An 18,950-nucleotide genomic window follows, 5' to 3' on the forward strand; every position below is an offset into this window, starting at 1 on the left:
GTGATGTATATATTTACGATTCCAGAGGATAATCTTTACAGCCATTGCAGTGTGCTACAATATATACGATATTGCAGGACGGCCGCTGCCCTTCGGGAATGTTACAGTAAATATCACAAGGCAGGCATCCTTGATCAGGAGCAATTCCGCCTGTTACATTTTTAAGTTCCTGTCTGTTGATTTTTTTCAGATTTTTCATATTATTTATTTTTGGTTTATATTTTCTTTAATATACTGCCTGTTTGCTTCTAGGCATCCGCAATGAATTCATATGTTGCGTATTATCAAATATATAAAAATATTTCACTGCTAACAGATTAAATAAATAAAATATTATACTGACTATATATAACAAAAAAATCCCCGGAAAACCGGGGATTTTAAGTCTTTATAAAACGCCTGTGTTATGCGTTTGCTTCTACAGATACAAAAGATCTGTTGTTTGCTTTCTTTCTGAAAACTACTTTTCCGTCTATTAAAGCGAACAAAGTGTGATCTTTACCGATTCCCACGTTTGCACCTGGGTGGTGTTGAGTACCTCTTTGTCTAACAATAATATTTCCGGCAATAGCCGCCTGACCTCCGAAAATCTTTACCCCTAATCTTTTAGAGTGAGATTCTCTACCGTTTTTGGAACTACCAACTCCTTTCTTATGTGCCATTTTATTCTAAGGTTTTTTGGTTTAAATTATTCTGCGCTTTCAGCAGCTTCAGCATCTGCTTTTTTGGTTGTTTTTTTAGCAGGCTTCTCTGCTTTTTTAGCTCCTTCAAATCCGGTAATCCCAGTGATCTGAATTTGAGTTAAAGATTGTCTGTGACCATTTTTTACCTGGTAACCTTTTCTTCTTTTCTTCTTGAAGACGATTACTTTATCAGCTTTTACGTGGTCTAGGATCTCTGCTTCTACAGTGATTCCGCTTACAGCTGGGGCGCCTACAGTGATTGCTCCGTTTACAGTAAGAAGTACTTTATCAAAAGATACTTTACCTCCTTTGTCTCCTGACAAACGGTTTACAAACAACTTCTGGTCTTGCTCAACTTTATATTGAAGCCCTGCTATTTCTACAATTGCAAACATTGTTTATAGATTTTTTAGTTATTTCGAGGTGCAAATATATGAATTATTTTTTAATCACCTCAAATTCAATCCAATCTTTTTTAAATATAAATTTTAACTATGCATTGAATAATTTATCACGATAAAGTGATTAATTATTCCGTTAAAAGTAATAACTTCGTGTTAATCAAAATATTTATATGAAAAGAAACCTTAATTTCCACCTTATCGTGGGAGCAATTGCTGCACTTTCCCTGTCAGCATGTAATGACGACACTATGGAAACTCCGGCAACGGAGCAACAGACAGAAAACCTGAAGCCGGAACAGCCGAATGCACTGGAGAAAGTCTGCTATTACGTAGATCAGTACTGGAGCTCAAATGCGGTCTTAACAACTTCCCTCCAGAATTCTACAGATACCAATTTTATGAATGCACAGATGACTAAAATTGCCAGCCTCTGGGGAAGAAGCAATCCGACCTTAAGATTCGTGAATGATCCTTCGAACTATAATTCTACGTACAATGCGATTTCTTATTCCACCGGGAAAATCTATTATGGCTACGCGATTTACTATGATGCCAAAAGCAAAGGCGGAGATATTGTGAATGCCATGATCCTGGCGCATGAATACGGACATCAGTTGCAGTACATTTTCGGACTGCCTACAGTAAGTGAATCTACCGCAAGGCCCAATGAGCTGGAAGCAGACGGGTTTGCCGGCTATTACCTGAGAAGACCGAACGGATACAATCAGACCTCTTTCGCTCAGATTGCCGCCGCCTATGAGTTTGCACAGAGCATCGGGGATTACCAAACGACCAGTCCAGGACACCACGGAACTCCGCCACAGAGAAGATCAGCGGTACGTCTGGGCTTTTTACTGGGACAGTATGACCTTACTGCCGCTGCATTTGATTATAACTTCTTCTATTATTACCAGGGCGTTTTAAACGGAACTTATAAAATGGGGAAAAACACCCAGTATCCTGAAATTGATGCTTATATGACTCAGTATATGGACGAATTGAGAAAAATCCAAAGTGGAGAGATTTCTGCGGAAGAATTTAAAGACCTTAAATAAAAATTCATTCATTCATTTTCGATATTATTATTCGGGAGGTAAGCATTTGTCTTACCTCTTTCTTTATTTAAATATCCGTAAAGTTTATTTACTTTTGACGCAACATATAAATTCGCATGAAAAGAGACCTTTATATAGATTTTGCAAAAGGCATTGCTACCCTTTCCATTATTTTTATCCACACGGCATTCTGGTCCGGACAGCTTTACATTCCGGCCGAAGTGAGGGTACTTTCCCTGGTTTTTGATGTAGCCTTATTCTATGCATTAAGCGGAATTACTTCAGGATCTGATATTGGAAAGACATTTTACAGATTATTGAAACTGCAGATTACATATATGATCTTTGTAACCCTGCTGTTTTTTCTGGATTATTTCTTCAAAGTTTTCGGGCTGGCTTTCTTTTCAATGGAATGGCTGCAGAATTTCTATACGACTTTCGGATCAAAATATGCCGCTACAGATATTTCTGCAGTTCCCCAATGGGAAAACCTCGGCAACTGGTACCTCCATGAATACAGCAATGCAGATACTTTCCCCGTAGTAATGGGAAGTTTCTGGTATCTGAAAGTGTATTTTATACTGACGGTTTTCGGGGTCCTGATTTTAAAATTCTTTCCGAAGCACATCAACTGGTTCATTGGGCTGTGTGTGGCTTTAACACTGATATTTAATATATTTCCGGAAATTTATCCCACAGGACAGGTGGGTTATGTTGCATTTTACATGACCATATTTCTGGCTGCTCATCAGATGAAAGGAAAAAAGATTCCGGAAAAGATCATCCCCGTTTTATATGGCATTGTAGCTTTAGCCTTAGTATGGATGTTTTTCTTTTACGGAAATGAAATCTTTTATAAGATCAACAGGAACAAGTTTCCGCCGAAGATCCCTTATATCATATGGACTTTATTTTCACTGGTAACCTTATTTGTTTTTTACAACCGGCTAAAAATTACGAAAGAAAGTTTTGTCACCCATATTGGCAGGAATGCCATATTCTTTTATTTTGCACAGGGAATAAGTTCGTCATTGGTCTATTTCCTGATGGCCCCATTAAAAGACAGTATGCCCTGGTGGATCCTAATGATCTTAATATATATCATCAATATCATTTTAGCCTTCGTAATTTCGGGCGGACTGAAAAAGGTGGACGAATGGGGATGGAAAATACTGCAGTTCCTGAGAATAAAAACGGCTGTTAAATAACAGCCTTAATTTATCTTCTTCTTCCGCTTCTCGTTATCAAAGCGATAATGATAATCAGCAGGACCGCTCCGGCAATAATATACATCGGGTCTGCATACCATTCTGTAGTGGTTGTGGATTTAGAACTGTTTTCTTTGGTAACCAGTTCTCCGGCAGTATCCTGGGCAAAAACGGTAAGAGACATCAGTACAGTGAACGTTAACGATAATAAAGCGTTGGCTTTATTCTTCAAAATTGCAATTGCTTCCATTGTTTAAATTTTTAAGTTATTTTTAAATCAACAAACAAAAAAGAGACCATCTGTTTAAAAAACGGCAATAAAATGTGAATTTTAATATAAAACAGGAAATAGCAATAAAAGATTCTGTCATATCACAAATTATTTTAATTTTACGGAAAATTTTAAAACATGTTTAAGTTGAAACTTCCTACCGATCCAAGGTGGGCAAATATTGCAGAGGAAAACATTGAAGAAATTTTAACAGACCATGCCTGGTGTGAGCAGAAAGCCGCCACCAATGCCATCGGGCTGATTACAATGCTCCCGGAATACCCTGAAATCGTTACAGAACTTCTCGCCATTGCCCGGGAAGAACTGGACCATTTTAATCAGGTACATGAGATCATTAAGAAAAGAGGCTACACTTTCGGGCGTACCCGAAAAGATGATTATGTAAACGAACTTGTACATTTCATCCAGAAAGGAGGCAACAGGGATGACCTTATTGTAGACAAGATGCTTTTTGCAGCGATGATTGAAGCAAGAAGCTGTGAAAGATTTAAAGTGCTTACCGAAAATATCAAAGATGAAGAGCTGAAAACCTTCTACAAAGAACTGATGATCTCGGAAGCCAACCATTATACTACTTTTATCGGTTTTGCAAGACAGCTTGGGGACCCGGATAAAGTAAATGCAAGATGGGAAGAGTGGCTGGAATATGAAGCCAGGATCATCCAGTCTTATGGAAAAGGAGAAACTATACACGGATAAATTATTTTGAAAAAACTGACGTTTGAAAACTTTGCCAATTTTTTCCTGAAAAACTTTTTTCAGGGATTAGTCATTATCGGCCCCATCGGGCTGACCATTTTTGTGATCTGGTACATCGTTTCGTCAATAGATAACATCATCCCTTCAGTGGCAAGGCAAATTCCGGGGCTGGTATTTATTTCAACAATTTTATTCACCGCAATTTTAGGGTTCTTAGGAAACAAATTCGTGCTGGGGAAATTCTTTTTTGATTCCATGGACCGTTTACTGGAAAAAACCCCCGGCGTAAAACACATTTACACCCCAACAAAAGACGTGATGTCTTCATTTGTCGGAGACAAAAAAAAATTCAATGACCCGGTCTGGGTCAAAACCAATGAAAGCCCGGAAATCTGGAGGATCGGCTTTCTGACGCAAAAAGAAATGGCCGATGTGGAAAAACACAATTATGTTGCGGTTTACCTTCCCCACTCCTATGCAATTTCGGGCTGGGTAATTGTTACTGAAGAAAAAAACATTAAGCCTGTTGTCGGGATGACGGCAGCTACTGCCATGAAGTTTGCCGTGAGCGGCGGTGTGGCAGGATTTCATTCAGATGACAACATCTTCAAGGCACCGGAATAACTTTCATTCCACTTACCACATAAAACCCGGTATTTTCCTATCAGATTTATCATACTTTGGTAAAAAGGAAGATTACCTACACCTGCTGTATTAAAATCCGCAGACCGGCTTTACCGGATATAATCCGGCGGCTTATATATTCAGATCCAAAAAATAACAATCAACAATACGATAACATTAAAAAATGGGCAAAGTTGCAATCATAGGAGCCGGGGTTTCCGGCCTGAGCATGGCAAATTATTTAGAGAAAAATAACATAGACTACCACCTCTACGAAAGAAGAACGCAGAATGACCTGAAAGGACACGGGTTTATCCTTCCCAAAGAAGGCATTGAGTTTCTATCCAACATCATTAACATTGATCATCTCTACGAAAAAGGAAGTTTCCTGAAAAAATACATCCATTACAGCCAGAGCGGGGAAATTATTTCTGAAAAAGACCTGGATGATGTTTTTGTGGTTTCCAGAAGTGCACTGATTGAGATTTTGGCCAGCGGAATCCCTTCAGACAAGCTTTCATATGAAACAACAGCAGCCCTAAACGGTTTTTCAGACGGAAAAGCGGATATCCTGATTGATGACAACACAAAGCTGGAAGCTGATATTGTTATTGCGTCGGACGGATCAAGAAGTCGGCTCAGAAGGAAAATTTTTCAGGATGAGATCATGAAAGCCGTTCTGGAAAATGAAGTGGTCAATATCATTGAAAATGAAGAACTTGCCGGACAGATCGAAAGCAATTTCCTGAAATTCCATCATGAGAGCGGAGGCCTTACCTTTGGTGTTTTAAAGCTTTCCTCTTCAAAAATCCTTTGGTACTGCCAGTTTGACATTACCCGGTTTTTCATTAATGAAGATTATACTCCGGACTGTATCAGGCAGTTCATGCTCGATAATTTCGGGGACTGGAACCCTTTGGTTTCGTCCATTATTGAAGGCTCAGGCTATGAAAACGCCCATATCTGGAGGGTGTATGAACTGGAAAAACTAAACCCGTTCTACCATGAGAATATTGTATTCATAGGAGATGCAGCACACCCACTCATTCCTTTTACCAGCCAGGGAGTTACCTCAGCACTGAAGGATTCTTTTACGCTGACTGATCTTCTCACCCAGGGAAATGACCACCAGGAAGCTTTCCGGAAATACGAAGAAGAAAGAAGGCCTGAAATTGATATCCACATCAAAAACGGAAGGGCTCTGCTTGAGCAGTTCCTGTTGCCCCTGGATGAACAACCTAAAAATACGTTACCAATTTCTTATAAATAAAGATGTTTACAAATAAAGATATTAATTTCGAAGCCCTGAAAAGAAAAGCCTACAACGGCAGATGGGCAACACTGGAGAACGGAATCATCCCTTTAACGGCAGCCGATCCGGATTTCAGGATGTCATCGGAAATTGAAAACGGCATCATTGAATATATTAAGGATGGCTATTTAAGCTACGGCCCTTTTTCCGGAATCCCGGAATTCAAAAAAAGCGTTGCCGAACATTTCAATACGGAAAAGAAAGGTAATTTTACTTCGGATAATATTCTGGCAGTAAACAGTGCTGCCCAGGGCATGTTCCTGATTGCAAAATATGTTTTAAATCCCGGAGACGAAGCCATTATTTTTGACCCTGTCGATTTCCTTTTCAAGAAAACGGTGGAAGCTGTCGGGGGAAATATAAAATTGTGTGCTGTAGACTCCACAACAGGTGATATTGATCTTGAAATGCTGGTTTCATTAATTTCTCCCAAAACAAAACTGATCAGCATCTGCAATCCCCACAATCCTGTAGGAAGGGTATATTCTAAAGAAATTTTAAAGAAAATATCAGAGATTGCCGCGGCTCATGACCTTTGGGTAATGAGTGATGAAATCTGGAGTGATATTGTTTATGATAAAAAAGAATTCAACACCTATTCTTCGGTATCTGAAGAAGCTAAAAAGAAAAGCTTTACGGTGTTCGGCTTTTCAAAATCTTTCGGTATTGCCGGACTGAGAATCGGAGCGGTTTTATGCAACGACCAGGAATTACTGGATGATTTCACGGAAAAATCAAATTTCAATTCTACCATTGAAGGCGTTTCTACTTTATCTCAGATTGCTGCCAGCGTAGCGATTGACAAGGCAAAACCCTGGTTTAATGATTTCCTTACGCACCTGCAGCACAACAGAGATCTGGCTCACAGCATGTTAAGCAATTCAGGAATCCTTACCCCTAATCTTCCGGAAGCTACATTTGTAATATTTCCTAAAATAGAAAATGGCATGTCCAGTGATGAATTTGCCCAGCATGTTCTTAAAGAAGGGAAAGTAGCTATTGTTCCGGGCTCGGAAAGATGGTTTGGCAAAGGTGCCGAAGGGCATATCAGAATCTGTTTCTCTACTTCGCAGGAAATTCTGACGGAAGGGCTTAACAGGATGATCAACAGCTTTTAAATAATATTCCCGCAGGTTTCATATTGATACGGATTTAAAAATTGTGTATCATGCGAAACCTGCGGGATTTTTTATCTGTATTATTTCTTGGAAATTTTATACAGCTTCCCGCTGTCTGTGATTCCGTAAAGGTTGCCGTCCATTCCGTTCAGTACATCCCGGAATCTTTCTTTCTGGTCCAGAAGCAGTCTTTCTTCCCCTACTACTTTATTGTCTTTCAGCACAATCCTGTTGATATGCTGTCCGCTGAGACATCCGATAAATAAATTGCCCTTCCATTCAGGTATATTTCCGGTGTAGAACGTAACGCCGCTTGGAGAAACTACAGGGTCCCAGTAATAAACCGGCTGCTCGGTCCCTGCTTTCTGTGTTGTTCCGTTATTGATTTTCTCGCCGGAATATTCAATGCCGTAGGTAACATCACCCCAGCCGTAATTTTTTCCCGGCTGAATCAAATTGATTTCATCACCGCCCCGGGGTCCCATTTCAATATCCCAGAGCTGGCCTTTTTCATCTAAAGCCATACCCTGCGGATTCCGGATTCCGAATGCATAGATTTCAGGCTTATACCCGGAGGTATTCATAAACGGATTTCCCGGAGCAGGTTTCCCGTCTTTTGTAATCTTTAGGATTTTGCCTAAATAATTATCCGTTTTCTGGGCATATACCCGGGTCTGTTTATCTGACCGCTCCCCGGTACTTACAAATAAATTCCCATCTTTATCAAACTGCAGCCTTCCTCCGTAGTGCTTGTCTCCATCATAGGAAGGTGTCGCCCGGAAAATCACCTGTATGCCGGAAATATTTTTCATATCTGCCGAAAGTTTCCCTTTTGCTACTGAAGTTAAATTTCCGTCTCCGAAAGGCTCAGAAAAAACAAAATATACCATATTATTGGCTTTAAAATCAGGATCTAAAGCTACATCAAGCATTCCTCCCTGGCCTTTGGCATCCACTTTAGGAAAACCTTCAATTTTAGAAACCTGTTTTCCGTCGGCTGATACTACATTAATAAAACCTGATTTTTCCGTGATCAGGAACCTGCCGTCCGGCAAATTGATAATTCCCCAAGGCTTGCCCAGATCTTTATTTAAGACTTCTACCGCATAAGGCGTCGTTGTCTTTACCGTAGCGATTCTGGTCTGTCCTTTAAATGCAGGCTTATAATTGGTATTGGCTTTCTCTTCCTTTGGGGAAGGTTCACTTGGTTTGCCTTTTCCCTGGCATGAAACGAGCATGATTCCGGAGGTAAGCAAAACGGGTAAGAATATTTTTTTCATAATCAAAATTAAGAGGTTACGGGATAAGACAGAAAAATTGGTGCCATAAAACCCGGTCATTCAAATAAAGTACAGCAACAATCAAAAAGGTGCCGTTTTTGTATATCTGATCATTCATTTAAAAATATACGGACTGACTTTCGTAAATGTTAAATACATTCTCAATCAGAAATTTCTTTCGTATTTTTGTTATACAAGATCACATTTTCTATGCAGTTCAAACTTGAATCAGAATATAAACCAACCGGGGACCAGCCTCAGGCCATTGAAAAACTTACCGAAGGCATTAAAATCGGGGAAAAGTACCAGACCTTACTGGGGGTAACCGGTTCCGGAAAGACTTTTACAGTGGCCAATGTTGTCCGTAACGTACAAAAGCCTACCCTGGTCCTGGCACACAATAAAACCCTGGCCGCACAGCTTTTCATGGAGTTTAAAGAATTCTTCCCTGAAAACGCCGTGGAGTATTTCGTAAGTTATTACGATTATTACCAGCCTGAAGCCTATATCGCAACATCAGGAACGTATATTGAAAAAGACCTGAGCATTAATGAAGAGGTTGAAAAACTGAGACTTTCTGCAACAGCCAGTCTGCTTTCCGGAAGAAGGGATGTCCTGATTGTAGCTTCCGTTTCATGTATTTACGGTATCGGGAACCCGACAGAATTTCACAAATCCTTAATTTCAATAGCCATCGGGGAAAAAGTAACCCGGACCGCCCTTTTACACGCTTTGGTTAATGCCTTATATTCCAGGACACTGAATGAGTTCCAGAGAGGGACATTCCGTGTAAAAGGTGATGTTATTGATGTATTTCCGGCCTATGCGGACAATGCTGTAAGAATCCAGTTTTTTGGGGATGAAATTGAGAAAATCCAGAGCTTTGATCCCGTTTCAGGAAATGTAACCGCCAGTTTTGAGCAGATTCAGATCTACCCTGCCAACCTTTTCGTAACATCAAAAGACACGTTAAACGGCGCTATCAGGAGTATACAGGATGACCTGGTAAAACAGGTGGATTTCTTTAATTCCGTTGAAAAACCACTGGAAGCCAAAAGGCTGCAGGAAAGAACGGAACTGGACCTGGAAATGATTAAAGAACTCGGCTACTGCTCAGGAATTGAAAATTATTCCAGGTATCTGGACGGCAGGATTCCGGGAAGCAGACCTTTCTGCCTGCTGGATTATTTTCCTAAAGATTACCTGATGGTGATTGATGAAAGCCACGTAACCGTACCGCAGGTCCATGCCATGTACGGAGGCGACCGCAGCAGGAAAGAATCCCTGGTGGAATACGGCTTCCGGCTTCCGGCAGCGATGGACAACAGGCCTCTGAAATTTGAAGAGTTTGAAGCCATCCAGAACCAGGTTATTTATGTTTCCGCCACACCGGCCGATTATGAACTGGAAAAAACCGGGGGTGCCTACATTGAACAGATTATCCGTCCGACAGGACTTCTGGATCCCATCATTGAAATCCGCCCGACCATCAATCAGATTGATGATTTAATGGAAGAAATCCGGAAGCGGGCTGATGTGGACGAAAGGGTTCTGGTAACAACATTAACAAAGAAAATGGCCGAGGAACTGACCAAATATTTCGTCAAATTCGGCATCAGGACGCGATACATCCACTCTGATGTGGAAACCCTGGAACGTATCCAGATTATGCAGGATCTGCGTGTGGGGCTTTTTGATGTCTTGATCGGGGTGAATTTATTAAGAGAAGGACTTGATTTACCTGAAGTTTCCCTGGTTGCCATCCTGGATGCAGATAAAGAAGGAATGCTAAGAAGCAGGAGATCGATGATCCAGACCGTAGGCCGTGCCGCAAGAAACCTGAACGGAAGGGCCATTATGTATGCCGACAAGATCACAAAATCCATGCAGGCTACCCTTGATGAAACAGATTACCGTAGGGCGAAGCAGATAGAGTACAATGAAAAGCACGGGAAAGTTCCTGTTGCTTTAAATAAAAAGATTTCTGAAAACCTGGTCGGAAGAACCAAGGATTTCCCGGACGAAAAATACACACAGAAAGAAATCCTGCAGAAAGTGGCCGAAGCCAAAGCAAATTATACTTCTGAAGATATGGAAAAAGTCATCGGACAGAAACAGAAAGAAATGGAAGCGGCGGCAAAAAGCCTCGATTTCATTAAAGCGGCAAAGCTGAGAGATGAAATTGCCGCTCTGAAAGGCTGATACTATTGATTTCGGCGGCATCTCCGATGCCGCCGAAATCATATTTTAAAATTTATACGTCTTTGTTTTGGGCTTTTCATAATTCACAGCACCTCCGCGGATAGGAATCAGCAGGTCTGACAGCCCGTTCAGCTTGATTTCATAAATCGTTGCCAACTGCATTCCCAGTTTTCCTTTGGGCATCCCCTGGCGCTGAAACCATTCAAGGTAACTTATCGGCAAATCTGCCAGGATCGTTCCCGCATATTTCCCGAAAGGCATTTTAACGGTACAGATTTTCTTTAAAATATCCGGGTTTATTCCTTCTGTCATTTTATTATAGTATTAAATCAATTTTCTTTTCTAACTCCTCATCTTTATTGGGAAGCTGTAATTCAGGAATATCGTCTTCTGAAAACTCATTCCTGTAGACCTGGATCAGCAATAAGGTAAGGGAAACCATAATGGGCCCGAAAATCAGTCCCATAAAGCCAAATAAGTTCATCCCCATGATAATCCCGAAAACGGTATTTAAAGGATGGATATCTTCCAGTTTTTTAAGCAGGGTAAAACGGAGCAGGTTGTCTGTTATACCAACTACGATGGCACAATACGCTGCCAATCCAAGTCCGGCACCGGTATTTCCTTCTGCAATCATGAAGATACAGACCGGCACATACACAATTGCGGCTCCTACTACAGGGATCATTGATGCAGCGGCAGTCAGAGCAAAAAGCAGAACAGGGCTCGGTGCCCCGAAAATGAAATATCCGATCAGTGCAATAATACCCTGGCCAAGTGCCACTACCGGAAGACCGATTGCATTGGCCATGATCAGTTTTCTCATTTTCTCACCGATCATGGAAACGTTTGATCTTTTCAGGGGAGCGGATGAGGACAGGATCCTTTCAAAAAACCTTGGTTTTTCGAGCATAAAATAAAGAATAAAATACATGGATGCGATGACGGTAAGCGTATTTACCGTCCCGCTTAAAGCTTTTGTTGAAAATTGTCCGACACTGCTTTTCAGCTTGCCCATATTCTCCTTGCTCAGGATATCAACCTTGACTTTCGAGTAAATATAGGTGTGTATTTTTTCCAGGAATACATTGAACTTATTCATATAAGCCTGTGCATTCCCGAATTTTTCGATGAGTAAATCCCCGATAAAATAAACCGGCAGAATAAGAATAATCAGACTGGCAAACATCAAGACAAGCGCTGCAGCCCAGGGTTTCCATTTTTTCTCTTCCTGCAGATAAAAATTATATTTCCTGCAGACCACATAAATGGTAATGGCTCCCAATACAGAGGGTATAAAAAGCGCAAGATTAAAACAGATTAGACCTGCCATGACCAAAATAATAGCAAGTAATGCTACCTGCTTTATTTTAGTACTGCTTATTTGTTGTTCTTTATTCATCATTTTTTATAAGTTATTTGTCTCGGTTTTCCCAGGAAAGCACAATACAGAGAATACATTACCACCATAATAAATGGCGCAGTTGCAATAACCCCGATTCCGCAAAGTACAATCCCGGCACAGGAAATTATGATTCCCAAAACAGTCGTTCCTAAAAACGTGCCGTAATTTTCTTTAGCGATCCTGAATGTTTTCCCCAAAGCATCTGTGGCAGTGGCATTTTCAAAAAGGAGGATTGGATAGCCCAACATCAGTAAAGGATAAACAAAGAATACAGGGATGACGCAGAAAAAAGCAGCAACTGAGGTAATGAGACCTGAAAGAAGGCTATAGATCAGAATGTTAACAAAATTCTGCCGGTAACCAATAAACAAATCAGAAAATTCAACAGGTGTTTTGGTATTGTATTTATTAACAATATAGATCAGGCCTACATACAGCGGAGCCAGTAAAATCCCTAAAAGCCAGGACATGGAAAGATACAGCGTAAACCCGGGAGCAGCCCAGATATTATATCCTGAAAAATCATCTCCATAGCTTTTCATATCATCGGCAAAGCTCATGGAATTGAATCCGCTCAGAGCCTGGATCACCGATCCTGCGACGAGATAGATAACCATTGCTACGATGGCATATAAAAAGACGCCTTTATACATTTCGAAGGCGTGTGAGATAACAGAGCTTGTATTCCTTTCCGGAACAGAGCCCTGCTGATCAAATTCGTTAAATTCTGACATGGTGTATATTTTTAATGTTGTTCTTCCCAAATTTAACTTTTTTTTGAAAGAAAAAACATTGAACATTCAAAATTTACTCCTTCTCTGTAAAAATTGTTTTATAAAGTGAGTAAATCATAGCATTCCAGAATGGAAACGTAAACAATCCGCCGATAAGAAATAAGGCAAACCCGATGTATTTAAAGATAACCGCAACCATGACACAGACAAATATTTCCAGGAAATACATTTTTAATGCCTTAAAATTCAAAGAGATGGACTCGAATATGGTTTTGTTCATAAAGAACATAATCGGTGCAACAAAAATGGTGATACACACCCATACAAACGGCAGGATAACCAGCCTGAAGGTCATCATGTAGATCATAAACCAGAATAGATAAAAAGCGGCATATTTAAAAAAATTAAAGCCGTTATAACCAACAAACAGGTCTCCGATTTCCGGTTTTTCGTTAAGATCAACTTTCCTGAAAATCTGAAACAATCCCAGGTTTAAAGGATACAAAAAAACGAGTATGCCTAAAAACGCATAACTGAAATACTGTGAGTTCTCTGTCTGCCCAAGTGCCTGTGCTTTCTGAAGATAAGCTTCCGTGCTCACCTGAAAGGCCTCCATAAGTTCCTGCTGCTGATCCAGGATTCCGTATTTTGAGGCAAAGAAAAAGAATGCCGTAAAAAAGATGGCAAAATAAATCACTGAAAACTTCAGCTGGTAAATAAGCGTCTTATTCCAATAGAAAAATGCCTGCTTCAGTATAAAATCTAATCCCGGTTTCTGTGGATATCTGTTTTCCATTAAAAAATTTTGTGCAAAAGTAATCATCAATAATTACTTTTGCAGGATGTTTTCAGTGAAACAACAAAAATTTATGGAAATGGATGAACTTTCGCTCCGGAAAGTTCCTTTTTTCTTTATGGTCGACTTCCCCGCAGAGAATATTGAAATTTTCAGGCAGGAAGAACTCATAAGTTCAGGCCTGCTGATTGATTTCCAAAACTCTTCAAATACATCCGAGCAACCTGTCCTGCATAAAAATATTGAATGGAAATTTTATCCTGAAACCCTGGAAAGCTTTAAAAAAGGATTTGATAAAGTGCAGGAAAATATCCACCTCGGGAATTCCTATCTGGTCAACTATACCCGGAAAACCAAAATTGAAACCAACCTGACCCTTAGAGAAATATTTTTTCATTCAAGTGCGAAATATAAAGTTTTTTATAAAGATTTTTTTGTATTTTTTTCTCCTGAAACTTTTGTGAAGATCATTGACGGAAAAATTCTTACCTACCCCATGAAAGGGACCATTGATGCCGACCTGGAAAATGCTGCGGAAACCCTGAAAAACGACAGGAAAGAGAAAGCCGAACATTACACCGTAGTAGATTTGCTGCGAAATGATCTCAGCATGGTGGCAGACGATGTGAAAGTGGATAAATTCCAACACATTGATTTCATCAGGACCCAGCAGAAGGACCTCTATGCCATGAGTTCTGAAATTTCAGGAAATATAAAGCCTGAATTTAGCGGAAAGGTAGGAAGCATTATGCAGAAGCTGTTGCCTGCAGGCTCCATTTTAGGAGCCCCGAAATCTAAAACAATGGAAATAATTTTAGAGGCGGAAGGTTATGAAAGGGGTTTTTACACCGGGGTCTGCGGCTGGTTTGACGGCCAGAATGTAGACAGCTGTGTGATGATCCGGTTTATAGAAAAAGAAGGTGAGGACCTTTATTTTAAAAGCGGCGGCGGGATTACCCACATGAGCAGGTCAGAAGACGAATATCAGGAAATGAAAAATAAAATTTATGTCCCAATTTATTGAAAGCATCAAAGTAGAAGACCAGGAAATTTTTTTACCGGAATTTCATCAGAAGCGTGTAGACCAGACTTTCGCCCATTTTGGGAAAGAGGGCTCTATCGACATTGCCAAGATTTATAAACAACTGGACCATGACGGAGACGGGCTTTTTAAGCTCAGAATTGTGTATGACCTTGATAAAAAAGTACGTACCCAGATGATTCCTTATGCCATCCCGGAAATACAGGATTTCCAGCTGGTAGAGAATAACAGCTATGATTATTCCTTCAAGTTTGAAGACCGGAAAGAGCTCGAAAAAATGAAGATGAAATCCAAAGCGGAGGAAATTATCATTATCAAAAACAACCATGTGACGGATACTTCCTATTCCAACCTCCTGTTTTTAAAGGGGAAAGATTGGTATACGCCCTCCACTTACCTTCTGAACGGAGTACAGCGGCAGCATCTTTTAAAACAGAAAAAAATCAAAGAGACCGAAATCAACATCCAGAACATCAAACAGTTTTCTCATTTCCAGATCATTAATGCGATGAATAATTTCAATGAAAATTTTATTTATCCGCTTGATAAAATTACTAATCTGCCCGGCAATGAGGAATATACGGATCTGTAATTCAATTGTATCTGCATCTTTTAGAAACAATATGTTTTGTAGCTTATGATTTTTTATGAATAAAATATGTACCTTTTTACAGATCATCAATTTTGTGACAGTGGCAGTCTTATTGTATTTTACATTGACTGATTTATATACCTAGGAATCTGAAACCGCATGGCTGAATCCTACCTATCACTTTTATACCATAAGGTCTGATGTAAAAGTATTGACAACCATATGCATTATTCTGCCTTTCGCATTACTCTGCCTGAAAAAATGGCCCTACATCATCCAGGCTATCGTAATTCTGGCTGTATCCAACAATTACTGTAATGATTTTTTTCAGAAAACCATCTTTATCAACCAACCTTCCAGCATTCAGAAAACCAACCATAAAATAAAAGATCTTATCGATCGCAGCGAGTCCGGACTGCAACTGATTGTCCGTGAAGTCAACAGCCGGCATACAGATTCGGTAGCGCTTAATGCATTGAATACATACACGGAAAACGAAGATTTCAAAATCTACCAGATCAGTATAAAAAATAAAAAGGTAGAGTTTTTAAAAATTTGTCCCAAAATAAGTGTTCATCAAAACCATTCTTATGGAATTGCATATTATCCTGATGGCTATCCCTTAAAAAATTCCGTCCATGATGATATTTATCCGTTCGGAACGAAACTGTGCCTTACCGGTTCAAGAAATTATTTTTATCAGAGGAAATGGCTGATCCACATTTCCGGGTTAGCGGAAGGATAAGTTTAATTTTCCTTTAAGAAGTTAAAATAAGCTTTCTGTACCTCTGCATTGTTCTTTCCGTAGGTATTGATCTCCAATATTTTAGGCTGAACATCAGGTTTAAAGAAATTTTCCAGAACCCGGTCTAACGTAGCCTCTTCATCTACTTTTGTGTAGGAAAACCCGAAATGTTTCGCGAGATGCTCTGCATTCTTATGGTGCTTGGTGGCAATAAATTCATCCAGCGCATTCGGGTTGGCATTTCCCGGCCCCTGAATAATCTTGAAAATATTCCCTTCCCCATTATTGAAAATCATAATCCTTACGAACGGAGGGATATACTGGTTCCAGAGTCCGTTAATGTCATAGAAAAAGCTTAAATCCCCTGTAATCAGCAGAGTGGGCTCCGTATTTTTAATGGCAAATCCCATGGCAGTAGACGTTGAACCGTCAATTCCGCTGGTTCCCCTGTTGCAGTAGATTTTTCTTTTGCCGTAATCAAACAGCTGGGCATACCTGATGGCTGAACTGTTGCTGAAATGGATATTGTAATGTTCAGGAATTGTCTGTGAAGATTTATGGAAGAAATAAAAATCAGAAAATCCTACCGTATTCAAAAACTGTTCATGTTTTGCATCTTTTTTATCTTTCAAAACATCCCAGAGATTAAAATAGGGCCTTGGCTCCAGATTAATGAATTTCAATAATTTAGTAAAGAAAACTTCAGGCCTTACTTCTATCTTTTCTGTCAGGGCAAAATAGGTATCCGGCTGCCATACTTCATCCAGGTGCCAGTGCTGTTTCGGTTTGGCACTTCTCAAAAACTGCTTTACTTTTTTAGAGACTACGTTCTGCCCTACCGTGATCAGCAGGTCAGGTGCATAGGTCCTGTAATCTTCCTCTGTAAAATTAAATATATAGCGGTCAATATGCCTGAAGAACTTTTCGTGATAGAGATTGGAATTGGCTTCACTCAACACCACCACAGAATGGTTTTTAACCAGTTGGGTCAGTTGATTTTCCAGTTCCGGACTGTACCCTCTGGTTCCTACCAGAATCATGATCCGCTGCGAAGTATTCCAGTCGGCCACAAGGTTTGACGGGATTTCATAATCTTTCTGCTTAATTGTTTTTTCCACGGTAGGGAAAGTCGGAAGCTCAGAGATGAGATCATATAAAGGTTCTTCCAGAGGAATATTGATATGGACCGGTCCCTGCTTTTCGAAACACAGCTCAATGGCTTTTTTAAGGGTATCGAAATTAAAATCCTCTGCATTTTCCCGGCTGTCTTCCAGCAGCTGGAAATCCCCGTAGGAATGCTGGTGAAAAAGATTCTGCTGCCTGATCGTCTGTCCGTCAAAAATATCCACATAATCCGTGGGCCTGTCGGCAGTCAGTATCAAAAGGGGAATATTCGAATAAAAAGCTTCCGTAACCGCAGGATAATAATTAGCCGCTGCAGAACCGCTGGTACAGGTAATGGCAACGGGTTTTTTATGGCTCATGGCCATTCCCATTCCTACAAAAGCTGCGCTCCTTTCATCTACAATACTGAAACAGTTAAAGCCGTCGGTTTCCGAAAAATGAATCGCCAGAGGGGCATTCCTGGATCCCGGGGAAATAATAATATCTGAAATTCCGTACTGCTGAAGAAGGTGTGCCAATATCTGAATACTTCTTTTGGAAGAATATTTTTTCATAGGACAAATTTAATTTATAATACCGGAGATAAAAAAGAATTTAATTTAAAAAATGTAATTTAGCACTACGTAAAATTTCTATAAATGGACAAAATACCTAGTGTAGACCTGCGTGATTTCCTTTCGGGTAACCCGGAACGCAAACAGAAATTTGTAAATGAAATCGGAAAAGCTTATGAAGAAATTGGTTTTGTAGCCTTAAAAGGCCATTTTCTTAGTGACACCCTGGTGGATGAACTGTATGAAGAGGTAAAGAACTTTTTTGAGCTGCCCACAGAAACAAAACAGAAATACGAGATCCCGGGCATCGGCGGGCAGAGAGGCTATGTAGGATTCGGTAAAGAGACGGCAAAAGGCTTCAAAAAGGGAGACCTGAAAGAATTCTGGCATTTCGGGCAGTATGTGTCTGAGGATTCAAAATACAAAAGCGAGTACCCAGACAATGTAACGGTTGAAGAACTTCCGAAGTTCAATGAGGTAGGTAAAGAAGCCTATCAGATGCTGGAAAAAACAGGACAGTATGTTTTAAGGGCCCTGGCTTTATATTTAGGACTTGATGAATTTTATTTTGATGATAAAATTGCAGAAGGGAATTCTATTTTAAGACCAATTCATTACCCTCCGATTACACAGGAACCGGACGATGCTGTAAGAGCAGCTGCTCATGGCGACATCAACCTGATTACGCTTCTGATGGGTTCCCAGGGAAAAGGCCTTCAGGTTCAGAACCACAAAGGTGAATGGATCGATGCAATTGCAGAACCGGACGAACTGATGATCAACGTTGGAGATATGCTTTCAAGGCATACGAACAATAAGCTGAAATCAACCATTCACCGGGTTGTTAATCCGCCGAGAGAACTGTGGGGGACTTCAAGATATTCCATCCCTTTCTTTATGCACCCGGTAAGCTCCATGTCTTTAAATGCGCTTGAAAACTGTGTAGATGAAAACCACCCGAAACTGTATGAAGATACCACAGCCGGAGCGTTTCTGCATGAGCGGTTAATTGAGTTGGGACTGATTAAAAAATAATAAAAAAACCGGACGAATTTTGTCCGGTTTTTTATTTGATAAAAA

Annotated in this window: 20 protein-coding genes and 1 pseudogene; 11 read left to right on the forward strand and 10 right to left on the reverse strand. The window is 40.2% G+C overall.

Translation table 11 applies throughout. The annotated features are described in order from the left end of the window. Nucleotides 1–13: 13 nt before the first annotated feature. The 3 genes and pseudogenes from ASE55_RS20475 to rplU form a co-directional block, all read right to left on the reverse strand. Entirely contained in the window at nucleotides 14–199 is a 186-nt protein-coding gene (locus ASE55_RS20475; protein WP_056219575.1) for a bacteriocin-like protein, read from the reverse strand. Between the two features lie 205 nt (nucleotides 200–404). Further along, nucleotides 405–662 (reverse strand): 50S ribosomal protein L27, encoded by a 258-nt coding sequence (rpmA, locus tag ASE55_RS11620; protein WP_056219578.1) that lies wholly within the window; start codon nucleotides 660–662, stop codon nucleotides 405–407. Nucleotides 663–715: 53 nt separating this feature from the next. Further along, nucleotides 716–1,078, reverse strand: a pseudogene (rplU, locus tag ASE55_RS11625) (50S ribosomal protein L21); the annotation flags it as partial. 179 nt (nucleotides 1,079–1,257) lie between these two features. Between rplU and ASE55_RS11630 the strand changes: the two are divergent. Both ASE55_RS11630 and ASE55_RS11635 read left to right on the forward strand, forming a co-directional pair. Continuing rightward, nucleotides 1,258–2,142 (forward strand): hypothetical protein, encoded by an 885-nt coding sequence (locus ASE55_RS11630; RefSeq protein ID WP_056219584.1) that lies wholly within the window; start codon nucleotides 1,258–1,260, stop codon nucleotides 2,140–2,142. A gap of 116 nt (nucleotides 2,143–2,258) precedes the next feature. Continuing rightward, nucleotides 2,259–3,350, forward strand: a complete 1,092-nt coding sequence (locus tag ASE55_RS11635; RefSeq protein ID WP_056219587.1) for an acyltransferase family protein — start codon at nucleotides 2,259–2,261, stop codon at nucleotides 3,348–3,350. Nucleotides 3,351–3,360: 10 nt separating this feature from the next. Here the strand turns inward: ASE55_RS11635 and ASE55_RS11640 are convergent, their stop codons facing one another. Continuing rightward, nucleotides 3,361–3,600 (reverse strand): hypothetical protein, encoded by a 240-nt coding sequence (locus tag ASE55_RS11640; protein WP_056219593.1) that lies wholly within the window; start codon nucleotides 3,598–3,600, stop codon nucleotides 3,361–3,363. Nucleotides 3,601–3,759: 159 nt separating this feature from the next. On the opposite strand from ASE55_RS11640, the gene ASE55_RS11645 reads away from it, so the two are divergent. The 4 genes from ASE55_RS11645 to ASE55_RS11660 all read left to right on the forward strand — a co-directional run bounded on the left by ASE55_RS11645 (nucleotide 3,760) and on the right by ASE55_RS11660 (nucleotide 7,395). Continuing rightward, nucleotides 3,760–4,341, forward strand: a complete 582-nt coding sequence (locus ASE55_RS11645) for a tRNA-(ms[2]io[6]A)-hydroxylase (protein ID WP_056219595.1) — start codon at nucleotides 3,760–3,762, stop codon at nucleotides 4,339–4,341. 6 nt (nucleotides 4,342–4,347) lie between these two features. Continuing rightward, complete coding sequence (locus ASE55_RS11650; RefSeq protein ID WP_056219598.1) at nucleotides 4,348–4,965, forward strand: DUF502 domain-containing protein; 618 nt, start codon at nucleotides 4,348–4,350, stop codon at nucleotides 4,963–4,965. A gap of 184 nt (nucleotides 4,966–5,149) precedes the next feature. After that, nucleotides 5,150–6,235: an FAD-dependent oxidoreductase gene (locus tag ASE55_RS11655; RefSeq protein WP_056219601.1), complete on the forward strand. Its 1,086-nt coding sequence runs from the start codon at nucleotides 5,150–5,152 to the stop codon at nucleotides 6,233–6,235. A gap of 2 nt (nucleotides 6,236–6,237) precedes the next feature. Then, a complete protein-coding gene (locus ASE55_RS11660; protein ID WP_056219604.1) occupies nucleotides 6,238–7,395 on the forward strand; it encodes a pyridoxal phosphate-dependent aminotransferase in 1,158 nt (385 codons plus the stop codon). 80 nt (nucleotides 7,396–7,475) lie between these two features. Here ASE55_RS11660 and ASE55_RS11665 read toward each other — a convergent pair whose 3' ends face one another. Beyond that, the gene (locus tag ASE55_RS11665; RefSeq protein WP_056219799.1) at nucleotides 7,476–8,675 is read right to left on the reverse strand and encodes a PQQ-dependent sugar dehydrogenase; all 1,200 of its coding nucleotides are present in this window, start codon (nucleotides 8,673–8,675) and stop codon (nucleotides 7,476–7,478) included. A 210-nt stretch (nucleotides 8,676–8,885) separates the two neighbouring features. Here ASE55_RS11665 and uvrB point away from each other — a divergent pair, with 210 nt between their 5' ends. Then, complete coding sequence (uvrB, locus tag ASE55_RS11670) at nucleotides 8,886–10,877, forward strand: excinuclease ABC subunit UvrB (protein ID WP_056219607.1); 1,992 nt, start codon at nucleotides 8,886–8,888, stop codon at nucleotides 10,875–10,877. A gap of 45 nt (nucleotides 10,878–10,922) precedes the next feature. On the opposite strand, the gene ASE55_RS11675 is transcribed toward uvrB, so the two are convergent. The 4 genes from ASE55_RS11675 to ASE55_RS11690 all read right to left on the reverse strand — a co-directional run bounded on the left by ASE55_RS11675 (nucleotide 10,923) and on the right by ASE55_RS11690 (nucleotide 13,812). Then, the gene (locus ASE55_RS11675) at nucleotides 10,923–11,177 is read right to left on the reverse strand and encodes a DUF3820 family protein (RefSeq protein ID WP_056219802.1); all 255 of its coding nucleotides are present in this window, start codon (nucleotides 11,175–11,177) and stop codon (nucleotides 10,923–10,925) included. 16 nt (nucleotides 11,178–11,193) lie between these two features. Next, nucleotides 11,194–12,282, reverse strand: coding sequence for an AI-2E family transporter (locus ASE55_RS11680; RefSeq protein ID WP_056219609.1), 1,089 nt, complete (start codon nucleotides 12,280–12,282; stop codon nucleotides 11,194–11,196). Next, nucleotides 12,279–13,016 (reverse strand): hypothetical protein, encoded by a 738-nt coding sequence (locus tag ASE55_RS11685; RefSeq protein ID WP_056219804.1) that lies wholly within the window; start codon nucleotides 13,014–13,016, stop codon nucleotides 12,279–12,281. Before ASE55_RS11685 ends, ASE55_RS11680 begins: the two co-directional genes overlap by 4 nt. Before the next feature lie 73 nt (nucleotides 13,017–13,089). After that, the gene (locus tag ASE55_RS11690; RefSeq protein WP_056219612.1) at nucleotides 13,090–13,812 is read right to left on the reverse strand and encodes a hypothetical protein; all 723 of its coding nucleotides are present in this window, start codon (nucleotides 13,810–13,812) and stop codon (nucleotides 13,090–13,092) included. A gap of 46 nt (nucleotides 13,813–13,858) precedes the next feature. Between ASE55_RS11690 and ASE55_RS11695 the strand changes: the two genes are divergently transcribed. The 3 genes from ASE55_RS11695 (at nucleotide 13,859) to ASE55_RS11705 (ending at nucleotide 16,191) form a co-directional block, all read left to right on the forward strand. Beyond that, entirely contained in the window at nucleotides 13,859–14,836 is a 978-nt protein-coding gene (locus ASE55_RS11695; protein WP_056219616.1) for an aminodeoxychorismate synthase component I, read from the forward strand. Further along, nucleotides 14,820–15,446 (forward strand): aminotransferase class IV, encoded by a 627-nt coding sequence (locus tag ASE55_RS11700; RefSeq protein ID WP_056219617.1) that lies wholly within the window; start codon nucleotides 14,820–14,822, stop codon nucleotides 15,444–15,446. The genes ASE55_RS11695 and ASE55_RS11700 overlap by 17 nt, the downstream gene beginning before the upstream one ends. Before the next feature lie 211 nt (nucleotides 15,447–15,657). Further along, complete coding sequence (locus tag ASE55_RS11705; protein WP_056219619.1) at nucleotides 15,658–16,191, forward strand: hypothetical protein; 534 nt, start codon at nucleotides 15,658–15,660, stop codon at nucleotides 16,189–16,191. Nucleotides 16,192–16,193: 2 nt separating this feature from the next. Here the strand turns inward: ASE55_RS11705 and menD are convergent, their stop codons facing one another. Continuing rightward, nucleotides 16,194–17,870 (reverse strand): 2-succinyl-5-enolpyruvyl-6-hydroxy-3-cyclohexene-1-carboxylic-acid synthase, encoded by a 1,677-nt coding sequence (gene menD / locus ASE55_RS11710; RefSeq protein WP_056219621.1) that lies wholly within the window; start codon nucleotides 17,868–17,870, stop codon nucleotides 16,194–16,196. Nucleotides 17,871–17,954: 84 nt separating this feature from the next. Here menD and ASE55_RS11715 point away from each other — a divergent pair, with 84 nt between their 5' ends. Further along, nucleotides 17,955–18,905, forward strand: a complete 951-nt coding sequence (locus tag ASE55_RS11715) for an isopenicillin N synthase family dioxygenase (protein ID WP_056219623.1) — start codon at nucleotides 17,955–17,957, stop codon at nucleotides 18,903–18,905. Nucleotides 18,906–18,950: the final 45 nt, after the last annotated feature.

Origin of the sequence: Chryseobacterium sp. Leaf201, from assembly GCF_001421435.1 — a bacterium.
Classification (GTDB): domain Bacteria; phylum Bacteroidota; class Bacteroidia; order Flavobacteriales; family Weeksellaceae; genus Chryseobacterium.